Below are 25,411 nucleotides of genomic sequence, written 5' to 3' on the forward strand. Positions count from 1 at the left end.
GCTTATGCGGTCTTTTTTATTTCATTTTAGATTATGATTTCGTTCTAATCGCTTTACATGCAGGAATAGTCTGATCAGCAATTTTAATACTGACTGTACCAGAGTAACGTTTACCTAGCTCACGCTCGGCATCAGTTGGCTTTACATACTTATTCTTTTCTTCTGTAGTTAAATCATCATAAAGACGATTATATACATCAGTATAATAAGCATAAGTATTCGACCAGCTTACAGTGCTATTTGTAAAGTTTGTTAGGTTTATACCTGTCGCTTGACCACTTAAGAGATTGTGAACATTAATTTTAGCGCCAGTTCCTGTTGTTAAATTTAAACCAAACATAACACCATTAATCAATCCAAATTTTGAATTAGAGAGGATCATTCTCACAGAGATCGACTTATCATTTGACGAAAATAATGTAGCACCAACTGTACCAATACGATACTGTATTTGATCATTACTATCAGTGATTGTACCATCAGTGTTCACTGATTTAACTGTGCCACAAATACCACTCATATCCGTCGAACTAGAATTCGCTTTAATATCTGTACGTATATCACCATTTTCATCAACTACGATTCCCACGTTTACAGGAGCTAAATTGGCTTCATTATTAAAATTGAAAGTCAATGTAGCATAAAGCGGAAATACATACGGCTGTTGCGAAGAAACATTCTTCTCTGTTTTAAAGATATCTTTAGATAAGTAACTCGATGGATTTGCCTTAACTATATCAATTGTTCCATTATAATTTACGTTATTTACATTCTGTTTCCAAATACCCAAATGTGATGTATCAATAACATCACTATCTTTTGCTTTGATTAATTGTCGATATATATTCTCTGTACCCGCGATTGTGTTTCTATTGACTAACTTACCTTGATTGATAAATAAATCTTCATCTGAATTATTCTCAGTAACATTCAAACGCAAAGGAGTAGCTGTATTAACTTGTTGGGTAATTGGATTTAACCATTCATTTTGAGCATTAATTTGCAACTTAGTTGGTTTAACTTTAGTAATCAAGGCTATTGGAGCCACAACTAGATTATTACTAATAGTCGCAGGTCCTTTCCATTGCTGGCCATATCCAATTGTATAGCCTTGACGATCTGATAATAGAAAAAAGGTACCCATAGAATGCAATAAGTCACTTGCTGCATCAATACATTTTGAACTAGGTGTTTTATTACAACCGAAAAAGCCATCTGGTCTAAGATTATTATTAGTTGATGTACTTTCACCACCTGCTTTGTATGTCGGTAAATCAGACTGCCATATACCTGTATTTACTAAATTTAATAGCTGAACAACCATATTAAATGCTTGATCATCAGAAATATCACTAACATCTAGCCATGGCTTTAAAATAGTTGCATATTCACCAGATAGAAGCTCATTAACTCCAATATCTTTAGTCAGAGAAACTAATTGATCTTTTTTCTCTTCAGTAAACTCTGTAGGCTGTAAATCCCCCACAACATTATCTTTTCTCTCGATTCCCATGGCTTGCAAAATTTTTACAATTGCCATTGCAACACGAATTGTCTCATCATTTACATCAAGTGAACTTGGAGTCTTCCCAGTTAAAGCGATTGCAAAATCAATAACTCGAAGATGAGGGATTGTCGTTGTTTTTAACTTAGAAATATTATCAAGCTTTACTGTACCTAAATTAATTCTTCGCGCATCAATTCCTTGAATAAAAAAGGTTGCATTATCACCTACCTTACAGGCACCAGTAACAATATTGCCTTCTAACTTAGTTGCAAAATGATTAAATGTATCAGTACTGCAATCAAAATTTATACCTGCCGCAGGATAATCAAGTACAAATCTCAAGCAATCTGTGTCATTTATATTACAACTTGTATTTGAAGTTACTCCATCAACTCCTTGTGTTGGATCTTCATTTATTTTTGCACTTTCACCACCACAACCAGTTAAGAGAGCCGCAAATGTAGATAAAGCGAAAGGTAATATTATTTTCTTATTCATACAAAACTCATCCTAATAGTTACTGTAAAACAGAGAGATTTATCTGTCCTTGATTCGAAAGTTCTTTTTCTGGCACATCAACTGCGGAGGCCAATGGTGTCATCATTAAATAGCGAGTATTTGAAGGTATACGAAGAGTTCCTTGAATTGCAGCATGCTTAAATAAAGATGTATTTACTGTAGCATTTTTAAAACCACTTACTCCTTCATTTATACATCCTTTCTCATCTAAAAATACAACTAAAGGCCAATAATAAGCTGGGCTTTCAATACTAGAAGCAAATGAATCCATTTGCACATATCTTATTGAGCTATCCAACTCAATTAACTCATATTCAAATTTTTCTTTAAGTGGTTTTCTTGGCCAAATACCGATTTCTTTTTTCGGTGTCAACTTTTTAATTGACTTAGAATAACCTTCAAGAAAGCAACGGTCATTTTCAAATGCGAGAGCTAAATCTTGTGCTGATAAACGCATGTAACTTTCAGCTAATGTAATTGGTTTATTTGAGTCTAATGATCGATTCATAATACGATCAAGCATAGAGCGACTTACACCCTTTTTACGCTCAATGGTTTCAAAACGTCCACTACCATCAGGCATCGTATAAAAGCGTTTTTTTCCTTCTAAATTAAACTCCTGATCTTCCAAATATTCATTATTAACGTATTTAACACCATCGATATCTGTGAACGGTTTATTATTACCGTCTTGTATCTCATTCGACATTTTTTTTGTAACCACAGGTACAGTATTACCTTTAAGCTTTTCTGCAGATTCGGCAATCGGCTTGTCACTTTTAATTGAAGTATTTGGTAACTCAAGTGTTTTTATAACTTGGTTTTTAGCAGGCGTAATATCCTGATTTTTATTCGTATGTTCGGCTGGCTGTATCAAACCTTTATCTATTGTCGTGGGAATGGCATTTTGTTGTAATGGCTGTATTGGGGTAACTTCAAACCTTTTTTCCTTAGCAGTCACATCTTTTTTAGAAATAGGATCGATAGAAGGAGTTAATCCCTCAACCGACTCTTTCACAGGTATCTTTAGCACTTTTTCTTGGTCTTTTTTTGGCACAATCATTGGTCGACCATCTGGACCAATGATTGTATAGAAACCATCTGCATATAGATTGGATCCACTCACAAAACCAATGAATATAATTAGTATTGGGAGTTTTGATCGTTGATTTCTGTTCTTTTGCATTACCATCTAGTTCTATAGTTGATACCAAGTAAAGTGACTTTGGTATTGGTTTTAACATTCAGTCCGGCATAAGGGTTTAATAAAATATTATCTACCCCTGTCTTATTTGATAGACTACTTGTATTTGCTGGAATATCATCACGACTGCGCAAAAAACCGACAGATAAATCTAAATCTGTATCTTGATCAAAACGATAACCAAGACCTAGACCAAATAATTGTGCATTGTTAATCGGCACCATCGTATTGCGCTTATCGTCAGGAATAGAACTCGTACGTGGTTCATATCCAATTCTCAATTTCAAACGATCCGTTGCCGAATATTCGAAACCTATTCCCCAACGCCAAGAAGACTGAAATTTTAAAGGTAAAGCTAATGAGCGATCAGTTACATCTGCAGATAATAACTTTGCTACTTTTAATAGTGAGATTTGTCGATCAAATTCGAATTTAAACTTATCCCATGCGGAGAAATCAGTCCATCCAACATCAAAATTCATTTGTAAATCAGGAAAAATTTTATATTTTATTCCAGCCTTAAAATGCTGTGGATATTTGAAATCCATAGCGACTAAGCCAGATTCAATATTCGGTACATATCCAGGTAAACCCAAAATTGCAGCAAGAATCTGACCCGTAGCAGAAGAGTTCAAACCAGCAATCAGTTGCTGAGGAGCATTCGCATTATTAATTAAATACTTCCCCCGTAAACGCATTTTTGCTTCACTTTGATAAACCATGCCGAAACTAAAGTCATCAGTTGGCTCCCACAGTAAGCCTAAGTTATAGCTAGGACTTAATGATTGTTCTAATGAAACATCTAATGCTCCCATTTTATTAAATGGGTTCATCCCTTCTTTCGCGTTACACATACCAAAAAGAAGTAGATCAGTGATGATATCTCCATTGTCCTTGAATGGACCACAGACAACCTCATCAACCATTCGCAGAACACCAATCATCTCATTAGGAAATCGTAAATCAGTTTTCATAGCGATCGCTTGATAAGACATACCAAATGATGCACCAAGAGATAAATGATCATTAACCTGATAACCAAATGAAGGAGATAAGTAAGTAATACGCTCTAAAGCAACTTGTTGTCCCATATAATTACTAGGGTTACCATCTTCTGCACCAAAACCAGCAACTAACGGAGCATAAACTGCTGTAGCATAAGTCACTTTTGATCCTGGCGGCTTATAAGCTATACCAGCAGTTGGTGCTGCTAAAGGAGAGTTAGGACCCAAATCTACAATTTTTTTAAGAATAGGAACATAAATACTAGCATATTCAACATCACCGGATACCGTACCTTTAAAATCAGTACAGATACCCGTGTCCACTTCTGGCCCATCATTACAGACTAATGGATCATCTGAATATCCAAAAACATTATAACCCGCAGGAGCGGCATAATCTCGTTTGATGGCAAAGTTAGCTAAAATGCCCTGAACATCTGTTTGTAATCCATCAATCTTCGTCAATGCTGCGGGATTAAAATGTACTGCACTAATCCCTGGAGGGTCAGCCGTAACAGCATTACCTAAAGATAAGGAGCGTAAATCCACTGATAAATCTTGCCCTAATTGGGCATTAGTTATATTCGAAAGTCCTGCAACGAAAATACCAAACGCTAAAGGACATAACTTAGGATATTTCACCATCATGTCTCCTTAACGTAGTTTTTTTCCAAAACCAATAATATCTAGTGGGAATGACAAGCCTAGAGATACATCTGGTGCATCTTCTGTCAAACCAATTCCAACAGTTCCATTCACAATTGTTTCTGGTGAAACACGAACCCCTAATGCAAAAGATAACATTGAGCTACTTTGATCAGCAGACTTATAGCTTTCATCATTCTCAAAATAGAATTTTGCACCTGTATTAAAACTTTGTTGATATGACATAGTCAAAGACACATCATAGTTAAATGAGTATGCGAATCCGAATGAAAAACCTCCGCTCAGACCTGGATCAAAACTTTCTAGCGTACGAGTCCCGCGCAGCTGATTTAATCCCGACTCTTTCAAACCATAATTCGCAGAAACAGATGTAAATAAAACAACAGGATCAATATACTTACGTGTACTTGCGCCAACACCTACCGAGTAATATCCCTTACCTGTCGATAACTCATCAATACCAATCTCATAAGGACTGTCACCAGTTTTTGTTGATAAACTACCAAAGAGAACTAACGGTAAACGTCCTTGTTTTAATGGGAACGGCTCCCAACGTGCACCAAAAGAAATATCCCCCAAACCAGCAGCAGTCTTATCTTGCAATAAATCTTTTTTAGCCATAAAGGGAAGCGTTGCAGATAACGTAACATTATCTAAGACGCCATATTGAACAGTAAAAGAGTTCGTTAATGTATGGTTTGCATCCTCTTCAACCCTTAACCGCGCCAAAGTACTTGTACTATCCCCTGTTGCTAGATCAAGTCGACTGTCTCTGTAATATGTGTAATCAATATCATAATAAGATGAAAATACACCTTTTTTTATCAGAGAATATTGTCTCTCATTTGATGTAAACACTTCTTGTAAATTAGTTTCTTTCGTAGCATCACCATCTTGTTTTTGTAATGCATTCGCGGCTTGATTAGCATCACTTCCAGTTGTAACAATCGCATCATTTCCAGACTCACCTACGTCTTGACTAGAATCTACTGCTGACTCAGTTGCTTGAACTTGTTCCTGCTGTTCAACTATTGGCGTTTGAGGCTGTTCTTCTGCATAAAGAGTTGACGTGATAGCACTTAAACTCAATGCTAACACACTCATATTCATCCATTGATTATTCATTGTGACATCCTACTAATTCATTTTATTTACTAAAATCTGTTGTTTATTTACGCTTGTAATACATCCGCATAAAAGTCGTAATCGGCTTGTTGTAGTTTTCTGAATTAGGATCAGCGTCCAATACTCTACGCATTGTTGAGGCCTTATCAGCAATTTTTTCAAATCTTTGGGTTGGAAATTGAATTTCCGCTAATGCATATCTATTAATTGTTGCATCATCAACATGCCGCATATCTGCATCTTGTAATGCTAAGAAGTTCTTACGATATTGCTCAGGTATATCTATAATGAATAAAGTATTATTATCCCATATCTCTTTAAATCGAGACTCATCAAAACTGATATTCCCAAGAGATGGATCTGCAACATATACCCTACCATCTTTATACGCTTTATATACTACAAAATGCTTAAAGCCTGCATAAGTAATTGGCACTATCGCAGGCTGTTTTAATGCCGTTAAATCAGAAAACTCTCCACGATAGCCACCACTATTTAACCCCAACGCGCTGACAAATCTTTTCATATCGAGTAAAGAAAAGCTACGACGTTCGATGATACGCTGATATTCACCGTATTGAAGCAAACCTGTCATAGTTTGTTGTTCTGTAAGCTTTAATCCACCGTAACCATTTAAAAGAGTCGTTAAAGCTGCCGAGCCACAACTATAATCATAGGCTTGACGTACGATACCTCGGAATTGGTCTTCAACTGCTGGCTTAATTACAACGGCTTCACGATGATTTCGTGTAAACGAAGGATTTCTTGAGTCCAAGGTCTCTGTGTAATACACAGTTCCCTCAGGCTTTTTTTCTATTTCGAAGGCCTGCGTTGTAAAGTAATACATCAATGCAGAGCCTAAAGCTATCTCTAACATAAGTCTCTTTTCTTAACAGCGGCATACTTGCCTTATTCATTTTATTCTCAGTGCTCTAGACACCTCTTCCCTGTTTGTTGAAGATACATTCTTTTATAAAAAAAAACAGCATTTTTTTAGTTTTTTTTGACGAAATGTAGCAAAACTATGTTTTAGGTAAATTTATATAATAAATAAGTGACATCCATTACATATTTTTCAAAAGATAGTGTATTAATAATCTTTTGAAAAATAAAAAAAGCGCACAATGTGCGCTTTTTTTTAACAACAACTTAGTGACCAGAAATAGTAATTACTGCACCAGCTGTAGGAGTTAAACCATGGTAAGCTTGCATACCTTGAACTTCAACATCACCAATTGACGCTGCAGTTGAGCTACCTAAACGTACACCAGAGATGTAAACATCTGTTGGAGTTCCACCAGCAGTGATTTTAAGGTAACCATCATTTGCACCAGCTACACTTTCACCAACAACACCAACTTGCGCATTAACAGTTAAATTCGCACCTGAAGCATCAGCAACTTTGATACTGTCTAAGTGAATTTCACCAGCTAAAGTACTAGTAGCGCCACTTAAAGTAGTCTGACCGATAGTTGAACTATCAAGAATACCTAGATCTGTAATCTCCAAACCACCAGTCATTGTTGTATTTAAAACAATCATAGCACCTTGAGGAGCTGCACCCAACTGAATATTTGCACTAGTTACGCCTGTTTTAAGCGTTAAACCAGATAAAATTGCGTTATAGTTAGAAGCATCATTACCACGACGAATACCAGGACCAGTACCTGTAGCATTAGAAGCAGAAACACCAATTTCGCCAATTGCGATATCTAAACCAGATACTTGTGCTGCAATGTTAAGAAATGCTGTGTTACCACCGCCTGCACCAGCATCAGTATCGATCGCAAGATCCATTAAGTTATGGCTAGGTAAAAGAGCTGCGGTGTTAGCACCAATCACAATACCCTTAGTTGCTGTAGCACCAGTACCATTTGCTTGAATAACGATCGCACCTGCTGTATCTGTACCACCAACAGCAGTACCAGTACTAGACAAACCATCATTATCATGAATTAAAACTTTTTCAATATCTAAACGAGAAACACCGATACCGATATTGATCCCATCTTGACCTGTTGCAGCGCTGAGTGCAGCATCATCCATTGCCTGCATAGCCATTGCATTTGCGCTAATCGCCATTGAAGAAACTAAAGCTAGTTTAGTAAACATTTTCATTGAGCACTCTCCCAAGAGCATTTATTTTTTGACTTACACTACTCTAAACTGTCCACTGTTGTTTTATTCTTAAATGACAACTTGAACTTCCAATCCTTGAGTAGTTCGCTTAGCAAGTACTAAATTACCTGTTTGTTATTTTATGTTCAACTCCTGTTAACTCCTTTTTATAGACAACCCGACAAACGGCATAAAAATTAAACGTACTATTTGCATCTATAGTTAAAAAACAACTAATTGAACTTATTTGATATTTTCCCGACCAAATTTTCAAAAATATGTTTATTTTTCTCTTTACTTTCCATTTATCTGAACAGTGCGACTTAGTCTTAATTGTTAACAAAAACACTTAATTTATTTTTTCTGCTAATAAGTGTTCAAACCATCTTTTTTAAGGGCTACAAATCTCTTATTTGTGAGATCGACTTATGTTAAACATAACTAGATTTTTCGAAGCTGTAGTACAATTTGTACTTCTATGAATAGTTCTCCCTCTTTCAATTTATGTCTCATTTTCAGCAAAAACTTGAAACTCAGCATATTTCAGCATTCGACCTTATCACTCGACTTAAAGAATTGACTGGTTTAGTTTATTTGCATGATAACAACCATCCTATTATTGCATTTTTACCAAATAGATTTTTAGTTGGTAAAAGCTCCAATATTCAAGAATTTTATCGTGAAAATTTTAATCACTATTCACAAGAAATAAACCCAACATCAATTTTAGAATTTTCCACTTTTGATAATAACCTCGTTCTCAGAAATCATACCAATCAAGGATTTCAAGGTGGATATATTGGTTTTTTTGGTTATGACTATAGTGCAAATTTGTCTGTAAATATTAAATCCCATCCTCAACCGAGCTTTTTTTTAGGTCAATATTCAACTTTTTTAAAATTCCACGAGCACGCTTGGTATTTTTATAGTCATGATGAAAATGCAGAAGAAATTTACCAAGATATATCTCATTTGATTCATCAAGAGACCAATATTGACGTACTCTCGTTAAGTGAGAAATGCCATCCACGTTGGTCTAAAGATCAATATTTAAATGCTTTCAATCAAGTCCAAGAGTACATTAAGGCTGGAGATTGTTACCAGATTAACCTTACGCAAGAATTTATCGCTCAAGCGAGTGGTTCTTTATTGAGTCAAGCTGAAAAACTTTGGAAGCTAACACATGCCCCCTACTCAGGTTATTTGAAAGTTGATGAATTTGAACTACTAAGCTGTTCTCCAGAATTATTCATAGAATTTCAACATGACAGACAGGTAAAAACCCGTCCAATTAAAGGAACTATGCCGCGTTTTGACGATCCAGCAGCGGATCAACTTTCTAAAGAGAAACTAAGTCAGTCACAGAAAGATCAAGCTGAAAATGTCATGATTGTTGATTTACTCAGAAATGATTTGAGTCTGTACGCCGAAACTGGTTCTGTTCAAACCACTAAATTATTTGAAATTGAGAGCTTCAACCAAGTTCATCACATGGTAAGCGAAATTACAGCAACATTAAAACCAGACATTCATCCTATGGAAATGCTTTTATCGGCACTTCCTGGTGGTTCAATTACAGGTGCACCAAAAATTCGAGCGATGCAAATCATTGAAGAACTTGAAGGAGCGCCACGCGGTGCTTACTGTGGAAGTCTTGGTTATTTCAATTTTGATGGAACAGGTTGTTGGAACATCTTGATTCGTAGTATTCAGAAATATCAAGATCAACTTTCAATGTGGGCTGGTGGAGGAATTACCATTGCATCTGATGCTGAAGCAGAATATCAAGAATGCTTTGATAAGATTTCTGCCATGCTTGATTTAATCAATACACAGCAGAAGCCTAAAAACTAAAGTGCGACTTATAAAGTTTGCGTTTTAAGTGTCTCGACTAAACGCTGATTTTGTTCATCTGTACCAATTGTGATACGTAGGAATTGATTAATTCTCGGCTTATTGAAATAACGAACAATAATTCCCTGCTCACGCAACTGTTGAGCAAGCTGCCCTGCATCATGCTGAGGATGCGTCGCAAATATAAAATTGGCTTTGGATGGCAAGATATTAAAGCCAAGCGCAGTCAAATCATTCACAAGAAGTTCACGACTTTCGATCACTTTTTGACATTGCTGCACAAAATAAGCTTGATCTTCAAATGATGCAACCGCTGCTGCTATCGCAAAACGATCAATTGGATAAGAGTTAAAACTATTTTTCACAGCTTCAAGTGCTGCAATTAAATGTGGCTGTGCAATCGCAAAACCGACACGTAAGCCAGCCAGTGAGCGTGATTTTGAAGTTGTTTGACATACCACTAAATTGTCATATCGATGAACAAGCTGAACAGCTGATTCCGCTCCAAAATCAACATAAGCCTCATCAATCACAACCACTTGATCTGGATTCGCTTGTAACACTTGCTCGATCTCAGCTAACCCCAAAGCTATACTGGTCGGTGCATTTGGGTTCGTAATAATAATGCCGCCATTTTCTTGCTGATAATCTGCAACATTGATTTCAAATTTATCATTTAATGGAATTTGTTTAGTTTCAATTCCAAAAAACTGGCTATAAACAGGATAAAAGCTGTAGGTAATATCTGGATATAGGATAGGTTGTTTTTGAATAAAGAATGCTTTGAAAATATGAGCTAAAACCTCGTCTGAGCCGTTACCTACAAAAACTTGAGCAATATCGACGTGTTGCTGATTAGCAATTGCTTGTTTTAAAGCAGTCGCATCAGGATCAGGGTATAAACGTAAGGCATCAGCTTGATTAGCCAAAACAGCCTGAACGGCTTCCACAACTTTTGGTGATGGTGGATATGGATTTTCGTTGGTATTGAGTTTGAGTAAATTCTGAATTTTAGGTTGCTCGCCCGGCACATAAGGCTCTAACTCACGAACTTCTGGACTCCAAAAACGCATTTGCTCTGTTGTAAACGTCATTTTTCTACTCTCTTTGTGTCTCAAAAAAGGGGCTTATCAGCCCCTATCTATTTCTCGAATCGGTTATTGATAACGGTAACGTGCTGAGCGAGCATGGGCATCCAAATTTTCTTGCACTGCAAGAACATCGGCGGTCTTCGCTAAAGTTTTAACACCTTCCTGTGAGCACATAATCAAACTTGAGCGTTTTTGGAAATCATAAACACCGAGTGGCGATGAAAACCGTGCTGTACCTGAAGTCGGTAACACATGGTTTGGACCAGCACAATAATCGCCAATTGCTTCAGGGGTATAACGCCCCATAAAGATTGCACCTGCATGACGTATTTCTTGGCTCATCAACTCAGCATCGTCTAGGCACAGTTCTAAATGCTCAGGCGCAACTTGATTAATGAGATCGATCGCTTCTGCACGATCCTTTACCAGTACTAATGCACCACGATTTTGAATCGATGTTTTCGCAATTTCAGCTTTTGGTAATTCACTTAAATGCTTTTCGATAGCCGCTTCAACTGCATTTAAGAGCACTTCATCAGGTGTAATAAAAATAGCCTGCGCCACAGTGTCATGCTCAGCTTGAGACAATACGTCCATTGCCAACCATTCAGCATTATTTTCCCCTTCAGCATAAACCAAAATTTCTGAAGGGCCTGCAATCATATCAATACCGACCTGACCGAATACCGCGCGCTTTGCAGCTGCGACAAAACGATTGCCAGGTCCTGTAATTTTATCTACAGCTGGAACTGTTTGAGTTCCATAGGCTAATGCTGCAACCGCTTGTGCACCACCAATAGTAAACACACGACTCACACCAGCTAAATAGGCAGCTGCCAATACAAGTGGATTCAATTCACCATTTGGTGCTGGTACGACCATAATAATTTCTGGCACGCCAGCCACATGTGCTGGTAAAGCATTCATCAAAACTGATGATGGATATGAGGCTAATCCACCTGGCACATAAATCCCAACGCGATCAAGCGGTGTAACCTTTTGGCCTAGCGTATTGCCTAACTCATCGACATAAGTCCAGCCTTCTTGTTTTTGTGCCTCATGGAATGAACGGATACGTTTCGCAGCAAGTTCAAGTGCTTCGCGTATTTCAGTACTTAAGCCATCAAATGCAGATTTGAGTTGTATTTGAGTTAACTCTAAATCAGAGAATTGATGCGCTGGATGTCGATCGAACTGCTGTGTTAATTTAAGTACATGATCATCACCATGCTGACGAACATCAGCAATAATTTGATCTACGGTTTGTACTAATTGAGGATCATTCACAGTTTCAAATGCTAAAAGTTCAGCAAAAGCCTGTTTAAAGTTCTGATCCTGAGTCGATAAACGTCGCATCAATTTACCCACAAGGCGAATAATAGAGCGCTAAGTTTACTCTTTTTCATTAGGCTTGTGGGTGCAATCTCCGCCTAAAAAATCAATCGTGTAGAAAGATAAGCTCGATGAATGATTAATTTTCAATGAAAAATAATAAATACCATAAAGAAACTAAAAATTTTTATAACGAATACAATTATTTATAATTAAATGTATTTTTAACTGTCACAGTTTATATTCCTGAATCGTCAGTTTATTAGCAAATCCGCTGTAATTAGGAAATAAAAATGACGAGTCATAATATCCACCCGCAAAAACATCTACCAGATGCAATTCACTATCTACAACAAGTTCATCAATATATTGAGCAATCAACACTCATTGAGCGTTCACTGTATCATCTTGTCTTACTCAGAGCCTCCCAAATCAATCAATGCGCATTTTGCGTCAAAATGCACATTGCAGAAGCACTCGCAGATGGTGAAACACAAACAAGATTGGATCGATTAATTGTTTGGCAACACTGCTCAGATTTCAGTGTACAAGAAAAAGCTGCTTTCGCTTGGGTAGAGGCTTTAACAACACTACAAGTTCAAACAGACTATGAACCTCTTCGTGTTGAGTTACTCCAATATTTCAGTGAAGCGCAAATATCTGCTTTAACTTTACTCATTGGTATGATTAATTTATGGAATCGTATTGGTATCGCTCAACACTAAAATCAAATGAATACGACAACAAATTTCAGTAATGAAGATTTAAAGCTATTTCAGGTAAGCCGAACATTTTTGTTTGGCCTTGCCTATCGACTTTTAGGGTCAGTACATGAAACTGAAGATGTTTTACAAGAAATTTTTATCAAATGGCAGCAACAACCTAAACAAGATATTATCAATCCACAAGCTTGGCTAACGGCTGTATGCACTCGCCACTGTATTGATCTTCTACGTTCGCATCATAAATCTCGAACTGAATATATTGGAACTTGGCTACCCGATCCATATGATCAGTCAGAAGATTTATCCATTGAATCCGATTACACGCTTTCTACCGCTTTTCTTTTAGTATTAGAAAAACTTTCCGCCAAAGAACGAGCAGCCTATTTACTGCATGATATTTTCAATTTTGATTACATCGAAATTTCAGAGTTTCTACAGGAGACACAAAGCTATTGTCGACAATTAGTGACTCGTGGGCGGAAACATATTAAAGCAGAACCCAAAATACTTTCAACGCTTCCTACCTCACGACAACTTGTTCTGCTTGATGCTTTTAAACATGCTGTTCATTCTCAGAATATTGGACGACTCAAAGAGTTATTGAGTGAGGATATCCTGTTTGCAGCAGATGGTGGCGGCAAGGTCTCTGCAATTCGTCACCCATTTATAGGTCAATCTAATGTATTACGCTTCTTTGAACGTTTGCTCTTTATTGCGTGGAATGAGTTATCTTGGAAAATATGTCTCTTGAATGGCAATCTTGGTTTCAAACTGTACGACCACAACCAGACCTATGTAACTGCAATCACTTTTAGTTTTAATCAATCGCAAATATCTGATATCTACGTATTACGAAATCCAGAAAAACTTAAATAAAAAGGCCAACCTTAGTTGACCCTTTTTAATTTAAAAATACGATTAGCGATTTTTGATCGCCTCTTCAAGCTGAGTCAAAATTGGATTCAAGATCGCTTGTTTACGTTTAAAACTCGCCTTATTCACAATTAAGCGTGAAGACACTTTGCAAATTTCTTCTAATGGTTCTAAACCATTGGCACGTAAGGTATTTCCCGTATCAACAACATCGACAATATAATCCCCCAAACCAACCAATGGCGCTAATTCCATTGATCCATATAGTTTGATGACATCAACTTGCTCACCTAAGCTTGCATAATATTGACGAGTTAAATTGACATATTTGGTCGCGATTTTTAAACGACCTTTTGGTCGCTCCATTCCCACTTTACCAGCAGTCATCAACTTACAATTGGCAATCTTTAGATCAAGTAACTCATAAACATGTTGCGCACCATGTTCCATCAATACATCTTTACCCGCCACACCAAAATCCGCCGCACCATTTTCAACATAAGTAGGCACATCAGAAGCACGCAAAATTAAAATGCGCACTTTTTTGTGTGTCGTTGGGAAAATCAATTTACGTGACTTATCTGGATCTTCAAGTAAATTGATGCCTGCATTTTCAAGTAACGGCAATGTTTCTTTTAAAATACGACCTTTACTGAGTGCTAAAGTTAAACCATGATCAAAATTACCCATTACATCAAAATTTGGATCATCGTTTCTTAAGTCATTCATCCTTTTACTCGCTTAATTTGAGCGCCTAAACTTTGTAATTTATCTTCAACATGTTCGTAACCACGATCAATATGGTAGATACGGTCAACCAGTGTTTCACCTTCTGCAACTAGCGCAGCTAGCACCAATGAGAATGAAGCACGTAAATCTGTTGCCATAACTGGTGCTGCTTGGAGCTTATCAACACCAGTTATAACTGCATCATGGCCTTCAACTTGAATATTCGCACCCATACGTGAAAGTTCAGGGACATGCATAAAACGATTTTCAAAAATTGTTTCTGAAATTGTTGCAAATCCACGGCCAATTGCATTCACGGCCATGATCTGTGCTTGCATATCAGTTGGAAACTCTGGATGCGGCAACGTTCTAAAGCTCACTGCTTTTGGACGCTTACCTTGCATATCAAGCTCAATCCAGTTATCACCACGAGTGACTTCAGCACCCATTTCTTCAAACTTATCCAAAACTGCTTCTAATAAAGCTGGATCAGTATGCGTGGTTTTCACTCGGCCACCCGTAATAGCAGCAGCAGCTAAATATGAACCCGTTTCAATACGGTCAGCAACCACAGCATATTCACAGCCATGTAAGCTTTCAACACCGGTCACCACTAAAGTATCTGTATCAAGCCCTTCAATTTTTGCACCCATCTTGATGAGCATTTGAGCAAGATCGGTAATCTCAGGTTCACGAGCTGCATTACGAATCGTGGTCACACCATCAGCGAGTGCAGCAGCCATCAAGATATTTTCAGTACCGCCAACAGTGACCATATCGAATACAACTTCACCGCCTTTTAAGCGACCATCAACTGAAGCATGGACATAACCATTTTCTACTTCAATCTGCGCACCTAAGGCTTCTAAAGCTTTTAAATGCTGATCAACAGGGCGAGAGCCAATTGCACAACCGCCAGGTAATGAAACTTTTGCATTACCATAACGTGCTAACAATGGACCGAGCACTAAAATTGAAGCTCGCATGGTTTTAACAAGCTCATAAGGCGCAAATTGATTATCTAATGTTGATGTATCAGCACGAACGGTTTCCCCTTCATAGCTCATCGTCACGCCTAAACCAGCAATTAATTTAACAAGCGTATTTACATCTTTTAAATTTGGTACATTAGTTAACGTAATCGGAGAGTCAGCAAGAATCATTGCAGCAAGTAAAGGCAAAGCGGCATTTTTAGCACCAGAAATGCGTACTTCACCTTCGAGCTTAACACCGCCCGTAATTAAAAATTTATCCATTAATATTTAAGCTCCGAAAAGGCTTGCTTTGCGCCATTCGTCTTTTGTCATTGCACGAATTGTTACTGCGTGAACTTCACCACTCGCGATATAAGAATTTAGAGGTGCATAAACCGCTTGCTGACGTGTTACCGTTCTTTTACCTTCAAACTGATCATCAACAATGCGAAGGTCAAATTTTCCAGCTTGTCCACTCACTGCTACTTCTGCTTCAGGGAAGGCTTCTTTTAAAATTTGCGTGAGCTGCTCACTATTCATTTCAAGACCTCTTATACAACCATTGGTGTAAAACGAGTTATTTTACTATAACTTTTTCACATAATTCAGTACGCAGTTTCTTTTTTTATCAATAAAAAAAGAGGCTCATAAAAAGCCTCTTTTATAAATACAAAAAATTAACTCAAAAGTGCTAGTTCATGTTGATATGAACACTGCATTTTTCTATGTTTTGCAAGTTGTCTTTTTAATTTTTCTGTTAACTTTTTAATCGAAGTATACATATCATCAGCAGTTGCTTGAGCAAATAGCTCAATCCCCGGTAAACGTATAATTGCTTCAGCAATATGGTTTGCACTGCCTTTATGCGAACGTTTATCAATTTGATGATCTTTAGCCAATTTGATTTGCATACTATTCACTTGATCTAGATGCTTAGTCATCTGACTAAATTTTTCTTTTATATTTTTTTCAATTGCTGGCGTAATTGTTAAATGGTGTCCACGAATCGTTATTTGCATAATTCTATCCCTCACCTTTTTCTCAGGAATCAAGAAAATCGCTCAAGTAAATTTAATGCATATCAATTATCTAACATCCATTAAACCATTGCAGCGATTCCTCTAGTGATTATTAAAGATTCATTATTTCGTAATAATGAACACCTAGAATAGTCACACCTTGAATTTTAGATCAAGACTTTTCTTTCAGAAGATGATGGAATATGTAACGATTCACGATATTTCGCTACAGTCCTTCGAGCAACTTCAATACCTTCATTTTTCAACATCTCAGCAATTGTATTATCAGACAAAGGCTTGCGAGGATTCTCATTGGAAACTAGCTTTTTGATCATTGCGCGAATCGCAGTTGATGAAGCTTCGCCTCCTGTTGTCGTTCCAACATGACTTGAAAAAAAGTATTTCAATTCAAATAAACCACGTGGCGTCAGCATATATTTATTAGTCGTCACACGCGATACAGTCGATTCATGTAATTCGACCTCTTCAGCTACATCACGTAAAACCAATGGCTTCATTGCCTCTGCACCTTGCTCAAGAAAAGCACGTTGGTGCTCGACTATACAAGTTGCAACTTTTAAAAGTGTTTTATGTCTTTCATCAATACTTTTTATAAAATTTTTAGCTTCAAGCATTTGATTTCGCAAATAAACATTATCATCACTTTGATCTGCTCGGCGAATCATATTTGAATAAAATGAATTAATGCGTAGTTTTGGCATCACATCTGGATTGAGTTGCACTTGCCAATGTTGATCTTTTTTTGCCACAACAACATCTGGAACCTGATATTCAGATTCTTGTTGATCAAACTCTAAACCAGGATAAGGCTTTAATGTTTTTAATAAATCAACAGCACTTTTTAGCTGTTCTTTAGATAAACCTGTTTGCTTTAATAATTTATTTAAATCATTAGAGATCAATAATTCATAATATTTTAGTAAACTCTTTGCTTCTGAAATATAAGGAACTTTGTCATGTAAGCCTTCTAACTGAATTTTCAAACACTCAGCCAAATTTCGAGAACCCACACCAATTGGATCTAAATGTTGAATATGTTTTAAAACAACGATAACTTCATCTTCTTCAACCTCTTCATCATTTTCCATTTCTTGTAATAACCGATTGACGGCTAATAAAATATCGTCCAACTCTGCATCTAGAAACCCTTTATCATCTAAAGAATCAACAATGCAGTAGGCAATTAATTTATCAATTAAAGAAAAATGTAACAGATTAACCTGCTCTAAAATATGTTCTTTTAAACCTAAATGGACTTGACGATTATCTTCTCGCTCTTCATATTCCGGGGTCGCTAAGGCTGTTGATTGATGGGTATAAATATCATCCCACTCTGTATCTACAGGTAAATCATTAGGTAAATGATCCGCATTAAGCTCAGTTGTTAAATCGCCTGTTTCTTGCGACTCAAGTGTAGATAAACTTTCTGTAGAACTATTTTCTTCAACTTTCTCAAGTAATGGATTACTATCTAATTGAATTTGTATTTCTTGTTCTAATTCTAGACTCGATAATTGTAAAAGACGAATAGCCTGTTGCAATTGAGGAGTTAACGAGAGATTGTTCGCAACTTTCAACCCAACAGATAATTTCATGGTATTCCCCTTTTATATTAAGCAAAAAACATGCCTATTAAAATATTTATAACATAAAGCAATGTTTCCGCCTATAAGCAAAGCTATTTTCCACTGACTAATCTGTTCAAAAAACTGACAAAGATACGAATATTTATTGTAATGAATAATGTTTCTCTCTTATTGAATAAACATACAAACAACATAGAATTATTTTGGATTTTGCTGCTTTAGGCATTAAATCATTTCATCCTATACCTTCTGCCCCATCGTTGTTCGCACAACTTCATTTAAATCCCCTGCTAAAAAGCCAGAACAAGTCGTACTCATTGAACCAGAAGAATGCGCATAACGTCCACAAGCAGACCAAACCTTAGATAAAAGTTCATAGAGAATCATATCAGTCCTAATAGCATTTCTTATTTAGCATCTAATTAGAATAAAAATAGCACGACTCTTTCAATATTGACTCGTATTTTAATTATGCACGGCTTTGTTGCACAAAGGCTTGAAATGCACAGCTGCCCCTAAGTGATCCAAATTTAATTGGCAACTTGGGTATGAGATTGACCTAATTCTGTAAATTTATTTAAGACTGCCACACGTGCATGAATCTCGTTGACTTGATTGTTAAAATTTTTAGCGCTGAGTTTATCCCCTAATAATTTGATGCAATGCATCTTGGTTTCCACCAAACTTCGCCGATGATAGCCTGACCATTTTTTCCATAGTGTTCTGCCTAAACGTTTAACTGTTCGAAGTAATTCATTTCGCTCCTGAGAATGTGATTTTGTATCTTTCCAAGGTCTTGCATTTTTTCTAGGAGGAATCACTGCATGCGCTTGTCGATCTGCAATGACTTGACGGCATCTTTTTGTGTCATAAGCTCCATCGGTATAAACAGAGTCTATTTGCTCATCCAATGGAATCTGATCAAGTAAATCACTAAGTACCTGTGAATCGCTGACATTATTTGTGGTGAGTTGTACTGCACGTATTTGAAGGGTTTCAGCATCTATAGCAATATGAAGCTTATGCCATTGGCGACGATATTCAGATCCATGTTTCTTGCGTTTCCATTCACCTTCACCTAGAAACTTTAAACCAGTAGAGTCCACGAGCAGATGTAGTTCATCGCTGCTTTTTTGATAGCTAATCACAATATCAATATGCTTTTGTCTTCTGCATATGGTCGAATAATCTGGTGCTGTCCAATCTAATCCGCAAAGTTTAATCAGGCTCTGAACAAAACCTGTAACCATGCGTAAAGAGAGTCTAAATAGAGATTTGATCATTAAACAGCATTGAATAGCTGTGTCTGAGTAAGTTTGATTTCGACCTTGCTTGCCTTGTGGTTGTGCATACCACTGAGTCTTTGGATCAAACCAAATGGAAATATTACCTCGGTTAATGAGGGCTCGATTATAGGAAGGCCAATTGGTTGTGCGATAGGTTCTAGGGGGCAGGTTTATTCATTTTGAAATTATATGGCTGAATAAATCTTCGTGGCTAGGTTTATGCAACAAAGCCATTATGCACAATAAAAAACACCCCCTCTGCATTAGCGGAGGGGGTGTTTAAATTTAAAAGCTGGCGATGACTTACTCTCACATGGCAAGTGCCACACTACCATCAGCGCTAAGAGGTTTCACTTCTGAGTTCGGGAAGGGATCAGGTGGTTCACTCTTGCTATTGTCGCCAGCAAACTGTTTTGGCTTTCGGTGGTCTTACGTTTTGCCACTTAGTACCGAAAGAGTTATTAACGGATTAGTTAAATTGGTCTGTATTGTAACTAGTTTCTTCACTAAATCAAGTTATGTATTGAATTTATCTTGAATACAACAACTGTTTGGGTGTTGTATAGTCAAGCCTCACGAGCAATTAGTATTGGTCAGCTTCATACGTCACCGTACTTCCACACCCAACCTATCAACGTCCTAGTCTCGAACGGCTCTTTAGAGGAATAAATTCCTAGGGAAATCTTATCTTGAGGTAGGCTTCCCGCTTAGATGCTTTCAGCGGTTATCCCTTCCGAACATAGCTACCCGGCGATGCGACTGGCGTCACAACCGGTACACCAGAGGTTCGTCCACTCTGGTCCTCTCGTACTAGGAGCAGATCCTCTCAAATTTCCAGCGCCCACGGTAGATAGGGACCGAACTGTCTCACGACGTTCTAAACCCAGCTCGCGTACCTCTTTAAATGGCGAACAGCCATACCCTTGGGACCTGCTTCAGCCCCAGGATGAGATGAGCCGACATCGAGGTGCCAAACACCGCCGTCGATATGAACTCTTGGGCGGTATCAGCCTGTTATCCCCAGAGTACCTTTTATCCGTTGAGCGATGGCCCTTCCATACAGAACCACCGGATCACTAAGACCTACTTTCGTACCTGCTCGACTTGTGGGTCTCGCAGTTAAGCGCGCTTTTGCCTTTATACTCTACGCGTGATTTCCGACCACGCTGAGCGCACCTTCGTACTCCTCCGTTACTCTTTAGGAGGAGACCGCCCCAGTCAAACTACCCACCAGACATGGTCCTCGCCCCGGATTACGGGGCAGAGTTAGAACCTCAACATTACCAGGGTGGTATTTCAAGGACGGCTCCATTGGAACTAGCGTTCCAACTTCAAAGCCTCCCACCTATCCTACACAAGTAAGGTCAAAGTTCAATGTCAAGCTGCAGTAAAGGTTCACGGGGTCTTTCCGTCTAGCCGCGGGTACACTGCATCTTCACAGCGATTTCGATTTCACTGAGCCTCTGCTGGAGACAGCGCCGCCATCATTATGCCATTCGTGCAGGTCGGAACTTACCCGACAAGGAATTTCGCTACCTTAGGACCGTTATAGTTACGGCCGCCGTTTACTGGGGCTTCGATCAAGAGCTTCGCTTACGCTAACCCCATCAATTAACCTTCCAGCACCGGGCAGGCATCACACCCTATACGTCCACTTTCGTGTTTGCAGAGTGCTATGTTTTTAATAAACAGTTGCAGCGGCCTGGTTTCTGCGGCTGCCAACCGCTCAGGGAGCAAGTCCCATCACCGTCAGCAGCGTACCTTCTCCCGAAGTTACGGTACCATTTTGCCTAGTTCCTTCAGCAGAGTTCTCTCAAGCGCTTTGGTCTACTCGACCTGACCACCTGTGTCGGTTTCGGGTACGATTCCTGTGTAACTGAAGCTTAGAGACTTTTCCTGGAAGCATGGTATCAGCCACTTCACTGTACAAGTACAGCTTGCTATCGACTCTCAGCATAGAGCACCCCGGATTTGCCTAAGATGCATGCCTACTGTCTTCCACCTGGACAACCAACGCCAGGCTGACTTAACCTTCTCCGTCCTCTCATCGCATTACACAGAAGTATTGGAATATTAACCAATTTCCCATCGACTACGCCTCTCGGCCTCGCCTTAGGGGTCGACTCACCCAGCCCCGATTAACGTTGGACTGGAACCCTTGGTCTTTCAGCGAACGGGTTTTTCACCCGTTTTGTCGTTACTCACGTCAGCATTCGCACTTCTGATACCTCCAGCATACTTCTCAATACACCTTCATCGGCTTACAGAACGCTCCCCTACCACGTATACTAAGTATACATCCGCAGCTTCGGCACATAGTTTTAGCCCCGTTACATCTTCCGCGCAGGCCGACTCGACTAGTGAGCTATTACGCTTTCTTTAAAGGGTGGCTGCTTCTAAGCCAACCTCCTAGCTGTCTATGCCTTCCCACATCGTTTCCCACTTAACTATGATTTTGGGGCCTTAGCTGGCGGTCTGGATTGTTTTCCTCTTGACTACGGACGTTAGCACCCGCAGTCTGTCTCCCGGATAGTACTCATTGGTATTCGGAGTTTGCATCGGTTTGGTAAGTCGGGATGACCCCCTAGCCGAAACAGTGCTCTACCCCCAATGGTATTCGTCCGAGGCGCTACCTAAATAGCTTTCGGGGAGAACCAGCTATCACCAGGCTTGATTAGCCTTTCACCCCTATCCACAAGTCATCCCCTGGCTTTTCAACGACAGTGGGTTCGGTCCTCCAGTTAGTGTTACCCAACCTTCAACCTGCTCATGGATAGATCGCCTGGTTTCGGGTCTACACCCAGCAACTAAACGCCCTATTAAGACTCGATTTCTCTACGGCTCCCCTATACGGTTAACCTTGCTACTGAATGTAAGTCGCTGACCCATTATACAAAAGGTACGCAGTCACACCACGAAGGTGCTCCCACTGCTTGTATGCATGCGGTTTCAGGATCTATTTCACTCCCCTCACAGGGGTTCTTTTCGCCTTTCCCTCACGGTACTGGTTCACTATCGGTCAGTCAGGAGTATTTAGCCTTGGAGGATGGTCCCCCCATATTCAGACAAGGTTTCACGTGCCTCGCCCTACTCGTCATCATTGTGTGTGCCCTTTCGTGTACGGGAATATCACCCTCTACGTTCGCACTTCCCAGAGCGTTCCACTAGAACACACACAACTTAATGGGCTGCTCCCCGTTCGCTCGCCGCTACTAAGGGAATCTCAATTGATTTCTTTTCCTAAGGGTACTGAGATGTTTCACTTCCCCTCGTTCGCTTCAATAACCTATGTATTCAGTTATTGATACCCGCCTTATAGCGGGTGGGTTCCCCCATTCAGAAATCTCCGGATCAAAGGATATTTGCCGCCTCCCCGGAGCTTTTCGCAGGCTATCACGTCTTTCATCGCCTCTGACTGCCAAGGCATCCACCACATGCACTTAATTACTTGACTATACAACCCCAAACAGTCGTTAACACATACAAGTGAGTGTTACCGTTGCAAACTTAATTGCTACTATTCGTTGTCTGTGAACTTAATCACCATACAGCTTCAATCTAAATTCATATACCAAAACGCTTGATTCAGTGTTTTTGCTAGTTCTCAATTTCATTCTTTCGAATGAATTGAGTGAACAATTTATTTCAGACTCAATTCTACTAATCTGTTAATGATTAACTACCACCTCGTCGGTGCGTAGTAAACTGTGATAAATCACAGAAGTTAATAAGCTTTCAACTTACTAAGTTCTGTAATCTTTAGCCCGTACTCCGTAAAGTACGTGGTGGAGACTAGGAGAGTCGAACTCCTGACCTCCTGCGTGCAAAGCAGGCGCTCTACCAACTAAGCTAAGTCCCCAGCTTACAATCATAATGAACGACATATCTTCTCATCTAGCAGCTTGTGATTATTTATCACTTCGTCAGTAGTGGTGGGTCTGACAAGACTTGAACTTGTGACCCCACGCTTATCAAGCGTGTGCTCTAACCAACTGAGCTACAGACCCTCAGATACATCTTCGAAGAACAACTTGTTGTGGATTCTTACCAGTCACCAATCTTTCGTTAAGGAGGTGATCCAGCCGCAGGTTCCCCTACGGCTACCTTGTTACGACTTCACCCCAGTCATCGGCCACACCGTGGTAAGCGTCCTCCTTGCGGTTAGACTACCTACTTCTGGTGCAACAAACTCCCATGGTGTGACGGGCGGTGTGTACAAGGCCCGGGAACGTATTCACCGCGGCATTCTGATCCGCGATTACTAGCGATTCCGACTTCATGGAGTCGAGTTGCAGACTCCAATCCGGACTACGATCGGCTTTTTGAGATTAGCATCCTATCGCTAGGTAGCAACCCTTTGTACCGACCATTGTAGCACGTGTGTAGCCCTGGCCGTAAGGGCCATGATGACTTGACGTCGTCCCCGCCTTCCTCCAGTTTGTCACTGGCAGTATCCTTAAAGTTCCCATCCGAAATGCTGGCAAGTAAGGAAAAGGGTTGCGCTCGTTGCGGGACTTAACCCAACATCTCACGACACGAGCTGACGACAGCCATGCAGCACCTGTATCTAGATTCCCGAAGGCACCAATCCATCTCTGGAAAGTTTCTAGTATGTCAAGGCCAGGTAAGGTTCTTCGCGTTGCATCGAATTAAACCACATGCTCCACCGCTTGTGCGGGCCCCCGTCAATTCATTTGAGTTTTAGTCTTGCGACCGTACTCCCCAGGCGGTCTACTTATCGCGTTAGCTGCGCCACTAAAGCCTCAAAGGCCCCAACGGCTAGTAGACATCGTTTACGGCATGGACTACCAGGGTATCTAATCCTGTTTGCTCCCCATGCTTTCGTACCTCAGCGTCAGTATTAGGCCAGATGGCTGCCTTCGCCATCGGTATTCCTCCAGATCTCTACGCATTTCACCGCTACACCTGGAATTCTACCATCCTCTCCCATACTCTAGCCATCCAGTATCGAATGCAATTCCCAAGTTAAGCTCGGGGATTTCACATTTGACTTAAATGGCCGCCTACGCACGCTTTACGCCCAGTAAATCCGATTAACGCTCGCACCCTCTGTATTACCGCGGCTGCTGGCACAGAGTTAGCCGGTGCTTATTCTGCGAGTAACGTCCACTATCCAGTAGTATTAATACTAGTAGCCTCCTCCTCGCTTAAAGTGCTTTACAACCATAAGGCCTTCTTCACACACGCGGCATGGCTGGATCAGGGTTCCCCCCATTGTCCAATATTCCCCACTGCTGCCTCCCGTAGGAGTCTGGGCCGTGTCTCAGTCCCAGTGTGGCGGATCATCCTCTCAGACCCGCTACAGATCGTCGCCTTGGTAGGCCTTTACCCCACCAACTAGCTAATCCGACTTAGGCTCATCTATTAGCGCAAGGCCCGAAGGTCCCCTGCTTTCTCCCGTAGGACGTATGCGGTATTAGCATTCCTTTCGGAATGTTGTCCCCCACTAATAGGCAGATTCCTAAGCATTACTCACCCGTCCGCCGCTAGGTCCAGTAGCAAGCTACCTTTCCCCGCTCGACTTGCATGTGTTAAGCCTGCCGCCAGCGTTCAATCTGAGCCATGATCAAACTCTTCAGTTAAAATCATTTTGCACCTTAGTTAAGACAAGGTGCTAATTCTGGCTCATCAATTACTGACAAAAAATTTGCTCAAATAAACTTCGAGAAATTTCTACCAATTATCAATGATAATATATATCGATTGATCAACTAGTAAAAATCCACACAAGTTGTTCTTCTATTCTCTTAATGATCT

At 39.6% G+C, this 25,411-nt stretch carries 18 protein-coding genes, 2 tRNA genes and 3 rRNA genes; 3 read left to right on the top strand and 20 right to left on the bottom strand.

Annotated elements, in window-relative coordinates:
* Nucleotides 1-31: 31 nt before the first annotated feature.
* From filF to filA, 6 genes are all read right to left on the bottom strand, one after another.
* A complete protein-coding gene (filF, locus tag F959_RS14515; protein WP_004881422.1) occupies nt 32-2,005 on the bottom strand; it encodes a putative pilus system protein FilF in 1,974 nt (657 codons plus the stop codon).
* Between the two features lie 19 nt (nt 2,006-2,024).
* Nucleotides 2,025-3,212 carry a putative pilus assembly protein FilE gene (filE, locus tag F959_RS14520; RefSeq protein WP_004881423.1) on the bottom strand — a complete coding sequence of 396 codons (1,188 nt, stop codon included), beginning with the start codon at nt 3,210-3,212 and terminating at the stop codon, nt 2,025-2,027.
* Complete coding sequence (filD, locus tag F959_RS14525; RefSeq protein ID WP_171054784.1) at nt 3,212-4,876, bottom strand: putative pilus system OmpP1/FadL family transporter FilD; 1,665 nt, start codon at nt 4,874-4,876, stop codon at nt 3,212-3,214. Before filD ends, filE begins: the two co-directional genes overlap by 1 nt.
* Before the next feature lie 12 nt (nt 4,877-4,888).
* A complete protein-coding gene (gene filC / locus F959_RS14530) occupies nt 4,889-6,025 on the bottom strand; it encodes a putative pilus system protein FilC (RefSeq protein ID WP_004881427.1) in 1,137 nt (378 codons plus the stop codon).
* 43 nt (nt 6,026-6,068) lie between these two features.
* A complete protein-coding gene (gene filB / locus F959_RS14535) occupies nt 6,069-6,902 on the bottom strand; it encodes a putative pilus system C39 family peptidase FilB (RefSeq protein WP_004881430.1) in 834 nt (277 codons plus the stop codon).
* 272 nt (nt 6,903-7,174) lie between these two features.
* A complete protein-coding gene (gene filA / locus F959_RS14540) occupies nt 7,175-8,143 on the bottom strand; it encodes a putative pilus system protein FilA (protein ID WP_004881431.1) in 969 nt (322 codons plus the stop codon).
* Between the two features lie 504 nt (nt 8,144-8,647).
* Between filA and F959_RS14545 the strand changes: the two genes are divergently transcribed.
* The gene (locus F959_RS14545; RefSeq protein WP_004881434.1) at nt 8,648-9,997 is read left to right on the top strand and encodes an anthranilate synthase component I family protein; all 1,350 of its coding nucleotides are present in this window, start codon (nt 8,648-8,650) and stop codon (nt 9,995-9,997) included.
* An 8-nt stretch (nt 9,998-10,005) separates the two neighbouring features.
* Here the strand turns inward: F959_RS14545 and hisC are convergent, their stop codons facing one another.
* Together hisC and hisD are read right to left on the bottom strand one after the other, a co-directional pair.
* Nucleotides 10,006-11,091 (bottom strand): histidinol-phosphate transaminase, encoded by a 1,086-nt coding sequence (hisC, locus tag F959_RS14550; RefSeq protein ID WP_004881437.1) that lies wholly within the window; start codon nt 11,089-11,091, stop codon nt 10,006-10,008.
* 63 nt (nt 11,092-11,154) lie between these two features.
* On the bottom strand, nt 11,155-12,444 hold the full coding sequence (gene hisD / locus F959_RS14555; protein WP_004881439.1) for a histidinol dehydrogenase: 1,290 nt from the start codon (nt 12,442-12,444) through the stop codon (nt 11,155-11,157).
* A gap of 269 nt (nt 12,445-12,713) precedes the next feature.
* On the opposite strand from hisD, the gene F959_RS14560 reads away from it, so the two are divergent.
* Both F959_RS14560 and F959_RS14565 read left to right on the top strand, forming a co-directional pair.
* Nucleotides 12,714-13,145: a carboxymuconolactone decarboxylase family protein gene (locus F959_RS14560; RefSeq protein WP_004881441.1), complete on the top strand. Its 432-nt coding sequence runs from the start codon at nt 12,714-12,716 to the stop codon at nt 13,143-13,145.
* A gap of 6 nt (nt 13,146-13,151) precedes the next feature.
* Entirely contained in the window at nt 13,152-14,021 is an 870-nt protein-coding gene (locus tag F959_RS14565) for a sigma-70 family RNA polymerase sigma factor (RefSeq protein WP_004881444.1), read from the top strand.
* 42 nt (nt 14,022-14,063) lie between these two features.
* Here the strand turns inward: F959_RS14565 and hisG are convergent, their stop codons facing one another.
* The 12 genes from hisG to F959_RS14620 all read right to left on the bottom strand — a co-directional run bounded on the left by hisG (nt 14,064) and on the right by F959_RS14620 (nt 25,236).
* Nucleotides 14,064-14,747 carry an ATP phosphoribosyltransferase gene (hisG, locus tag F959_RS14570; RefSeq protein ID WP_004881446.1) on the bottom strand — a complete coding sequence of 228 codons (684 nt, stop codon included), beginning with the start codon at nt 14,745-14,747 and terminating at the stop codon, nt 14,064-14,066.
* Nucleotides 14,744-16,003: a UDP-N-acetylglucosamine 1-carboxyvinyltransferase gene (gene murA / locus F959_RS14575; protein ID WP_004881448.1), complete on the bottom strand. Its 1,260-nt coding sequence runs from the start codon at nt 16,001-16,003 to the stop codon at nt 14,744-14,746. The genes hisG and murA overlap by 4 nt, the downstream gene beginning before the upstream one ends.
* A 6-nt stretch (nt 16,004-16,009) precedes the next feature.
* Nucleotides 16,010-16,261, bottom strand: a complete 252-nt coding sequence (gene ibaG / locus F959_RS14580) for a BolA family iron metabolism protein IbaG (protein ID WP_004881449.1) — start codon at nt 16,259-16,261, stop codon at nt 16,010-16,012.
* 137 nt (nt 16,262-16,398) lie between these two features.
* Nucleotides 16,399-16,740, bottom strand: coding sequence for a ribosome hibernation-promoting factor, HPF/YfiA family (gene hpf / locus F959_RS14585; protein ID WP_004881451.1), 342 nt, complete (start codon nt 16,738-16,740; stop codon nt 16,399-16,401).
* A 167-nt stretch (nt 16,741-16,907) separates the two neighbouring features.
* On the bottom strand, nt 16,908-18,356 hold the full coding sequence (locus F959_RS14590) for an RNA polymerase factor sigma-54 (RefSeq protein WP_004881453.1): 1,449 nt from the start codon (nt 18,354-18,356) through the stop codon (nt 16,908-16,910).
* A gap of 231 nt (nt 18,357-18,587) precedes the next feature.
* Nucleotides 18,588-18,734 (bottom strand): hypothetical protein, encoded by a 147-nt coding sequence (locus F959_RS16780; protein WP_004881454.1) that lies wholly within the window; start codon nt 18,732-18,734, stop codon nt 18,588-18,590.
* Between the two features lie 143 nt (nt 18,735-18,877).
* Complete coding sequence (locus F959_RS14595) at nt 18,878-19,807, bottom strand: IS5 family transposase (RefSeq protein WP_080631685.1); 930 nt, start codon at nt 19,805-19,807, stop codon at nt 18,878-18,880.
* 116 nt (nt 19,808-19,923) lie between these two features.
* Nucleotides 19,924-20,038 (bottom strand): 5S ribosomal RNA (gene rrf / locus F959_RS14600).
* A 157-nt stretch (nt 20,039-20,195) separates the two neighbouring features.
* Nucleotides 20,196-23,087, bottom strand: a 23S ribosomal RNA gene (locus F959_RS14605).
* 329 nt (nt 23,088-23,416) lie between these two features.
* Nucleotides 23,417-23,492, bottom strand: a tRNA-Ala gene (locus tag F959_RS14610).
* A gap of 71 nt (nt 23,493-23,563) precedes the next feature.
* A tRNA-Ile gene (locus F959_RS14615) sits at nt 23,564-23,640 on the bottom strand.
* Nucleotides 23,641-23,699: 59 nt separating this feature from the next.
* Nucleotides 23,700-25,236: ribosomal RNA gene (locus tag F959_RS14620) — 16S ribosomal RNA — on the bottom strand.
* Together the 16S, 23S and 5S rRNA genes with 2 tRNA genes alongside form the textbook arrangement of a ribosomal RNA operon.
* Nucleotides 25,237-25,411 lie beyond the last annotated feature (175 nt).

The organism is Acinetobacter venetianus RAG-1 = CIP 110063 (assembly GCF_000368585.1).
GTDB lineage: Bacteria > Pseudomonadota > Gammaproteobacteria > Pseudomonadales > Moraxellaceae > Acinetobacter > Acinetobacter venetianus.

Coding starts and splice junctions, on each gene's coding strand:
- filC (WP_004881427.1), bottom strand. CDS start 6,025: ATGAATAATCAATGGATGAATATGAGTGTGTTAGCATTGAGTTTAAGT.
- filA (WP_004881431.1), bottom strand. CDS start 8,143: ATGAAAATGTTTACTAAACTAGCTTTAGTTTCTTCAATGGCGATTAGC.
- F959_RS14545 (WP_004881434.1), top strand. CDS start 8,648: ATGTCTCATTTTCAGCAAAAACTTGAAACTCAGCATATTTCAGCATTC.
- F959_RS14565 (WP_004881444.1), top strand. CDS start 13,152: ATGAATACGACAACAAATTTCAGTAATGAAGATTTAAAGCTATTTCAG.
- hisD (WP_004881439.1), bottom strand. CDS start 12,444: ATGCGACGTTTATCGACTCAGGATCAGAACTTTAAACAGGCTTTTGCT.
- filF (WP_004881422.1), bottom strand. CDS start 2,005: ATGAATAAGAAAATAATATTACCTTTCGCTTTATCTACATTTGCGGCT.
- hpf (WP_004881451.1), bottom strand. CDS start 16,740: ATGCAAATAACGATTCGTGGACACCATTTAACAATTACGCCAGCAATT.
- filB (WP_004881430.1), bottom strand. CDS start 6,902: ATGTTAGAGATAGCTTTAGGCTCTGCATTGATGTATTACTTTACAACG.
- hisC (WP_004881437.1), bottom strand. CDS start 11,091: ATGACGTTTACAACAGAGCAAATGCGTTTTTGGAGTCCAGAAGTTCGT.
- hisG (WP_004881446.1), bottom strand. CDS start 14,747: ATGAATGACTTAAGAAACGATGATCCAAATTTTGATGTAATGGGTAAT.
- F959_RS16780 (WP_004881454.1), bottom strand. CDS start 18,734: ATGATTCTCTATGAACTTTTATCTAAGGTTTGGTCTGCTTGTGGACGT.
- F959_RS14560 (WP_004881441.1), top strand. CDS start 12,714: ATGACGAGTCATAATATCCACCCGCAAAAACATCTACCAGATGCAATT.
- murA (WP_004881448.1), bottom strand. CDS start 16,003: ATGGATAAATTTTTAATTACGGGCGGTGTTAAGCTCGAAGGTGAAGTA.
- filE (WP_004881423.1), bottom strand. CDS start 3,212: ATGCAAAAGAACAGAAATCAACGATCAAAACTCCCAATACTAATTATA.
- ibaG (WP_004881449.1), bottom strand. CDS start 16,261: ATGAATAGTGAGCAGCTCACGCAAATTTTAAAAGAAGCCTTCCCTGAA.
- F959_RS14590 (WP_004881453.1), bottom strand. CDS start 18,356: ATGAAATTATCTGTTGGGTTGAAAGTTGCGAACAATCTCTCGTTAACT.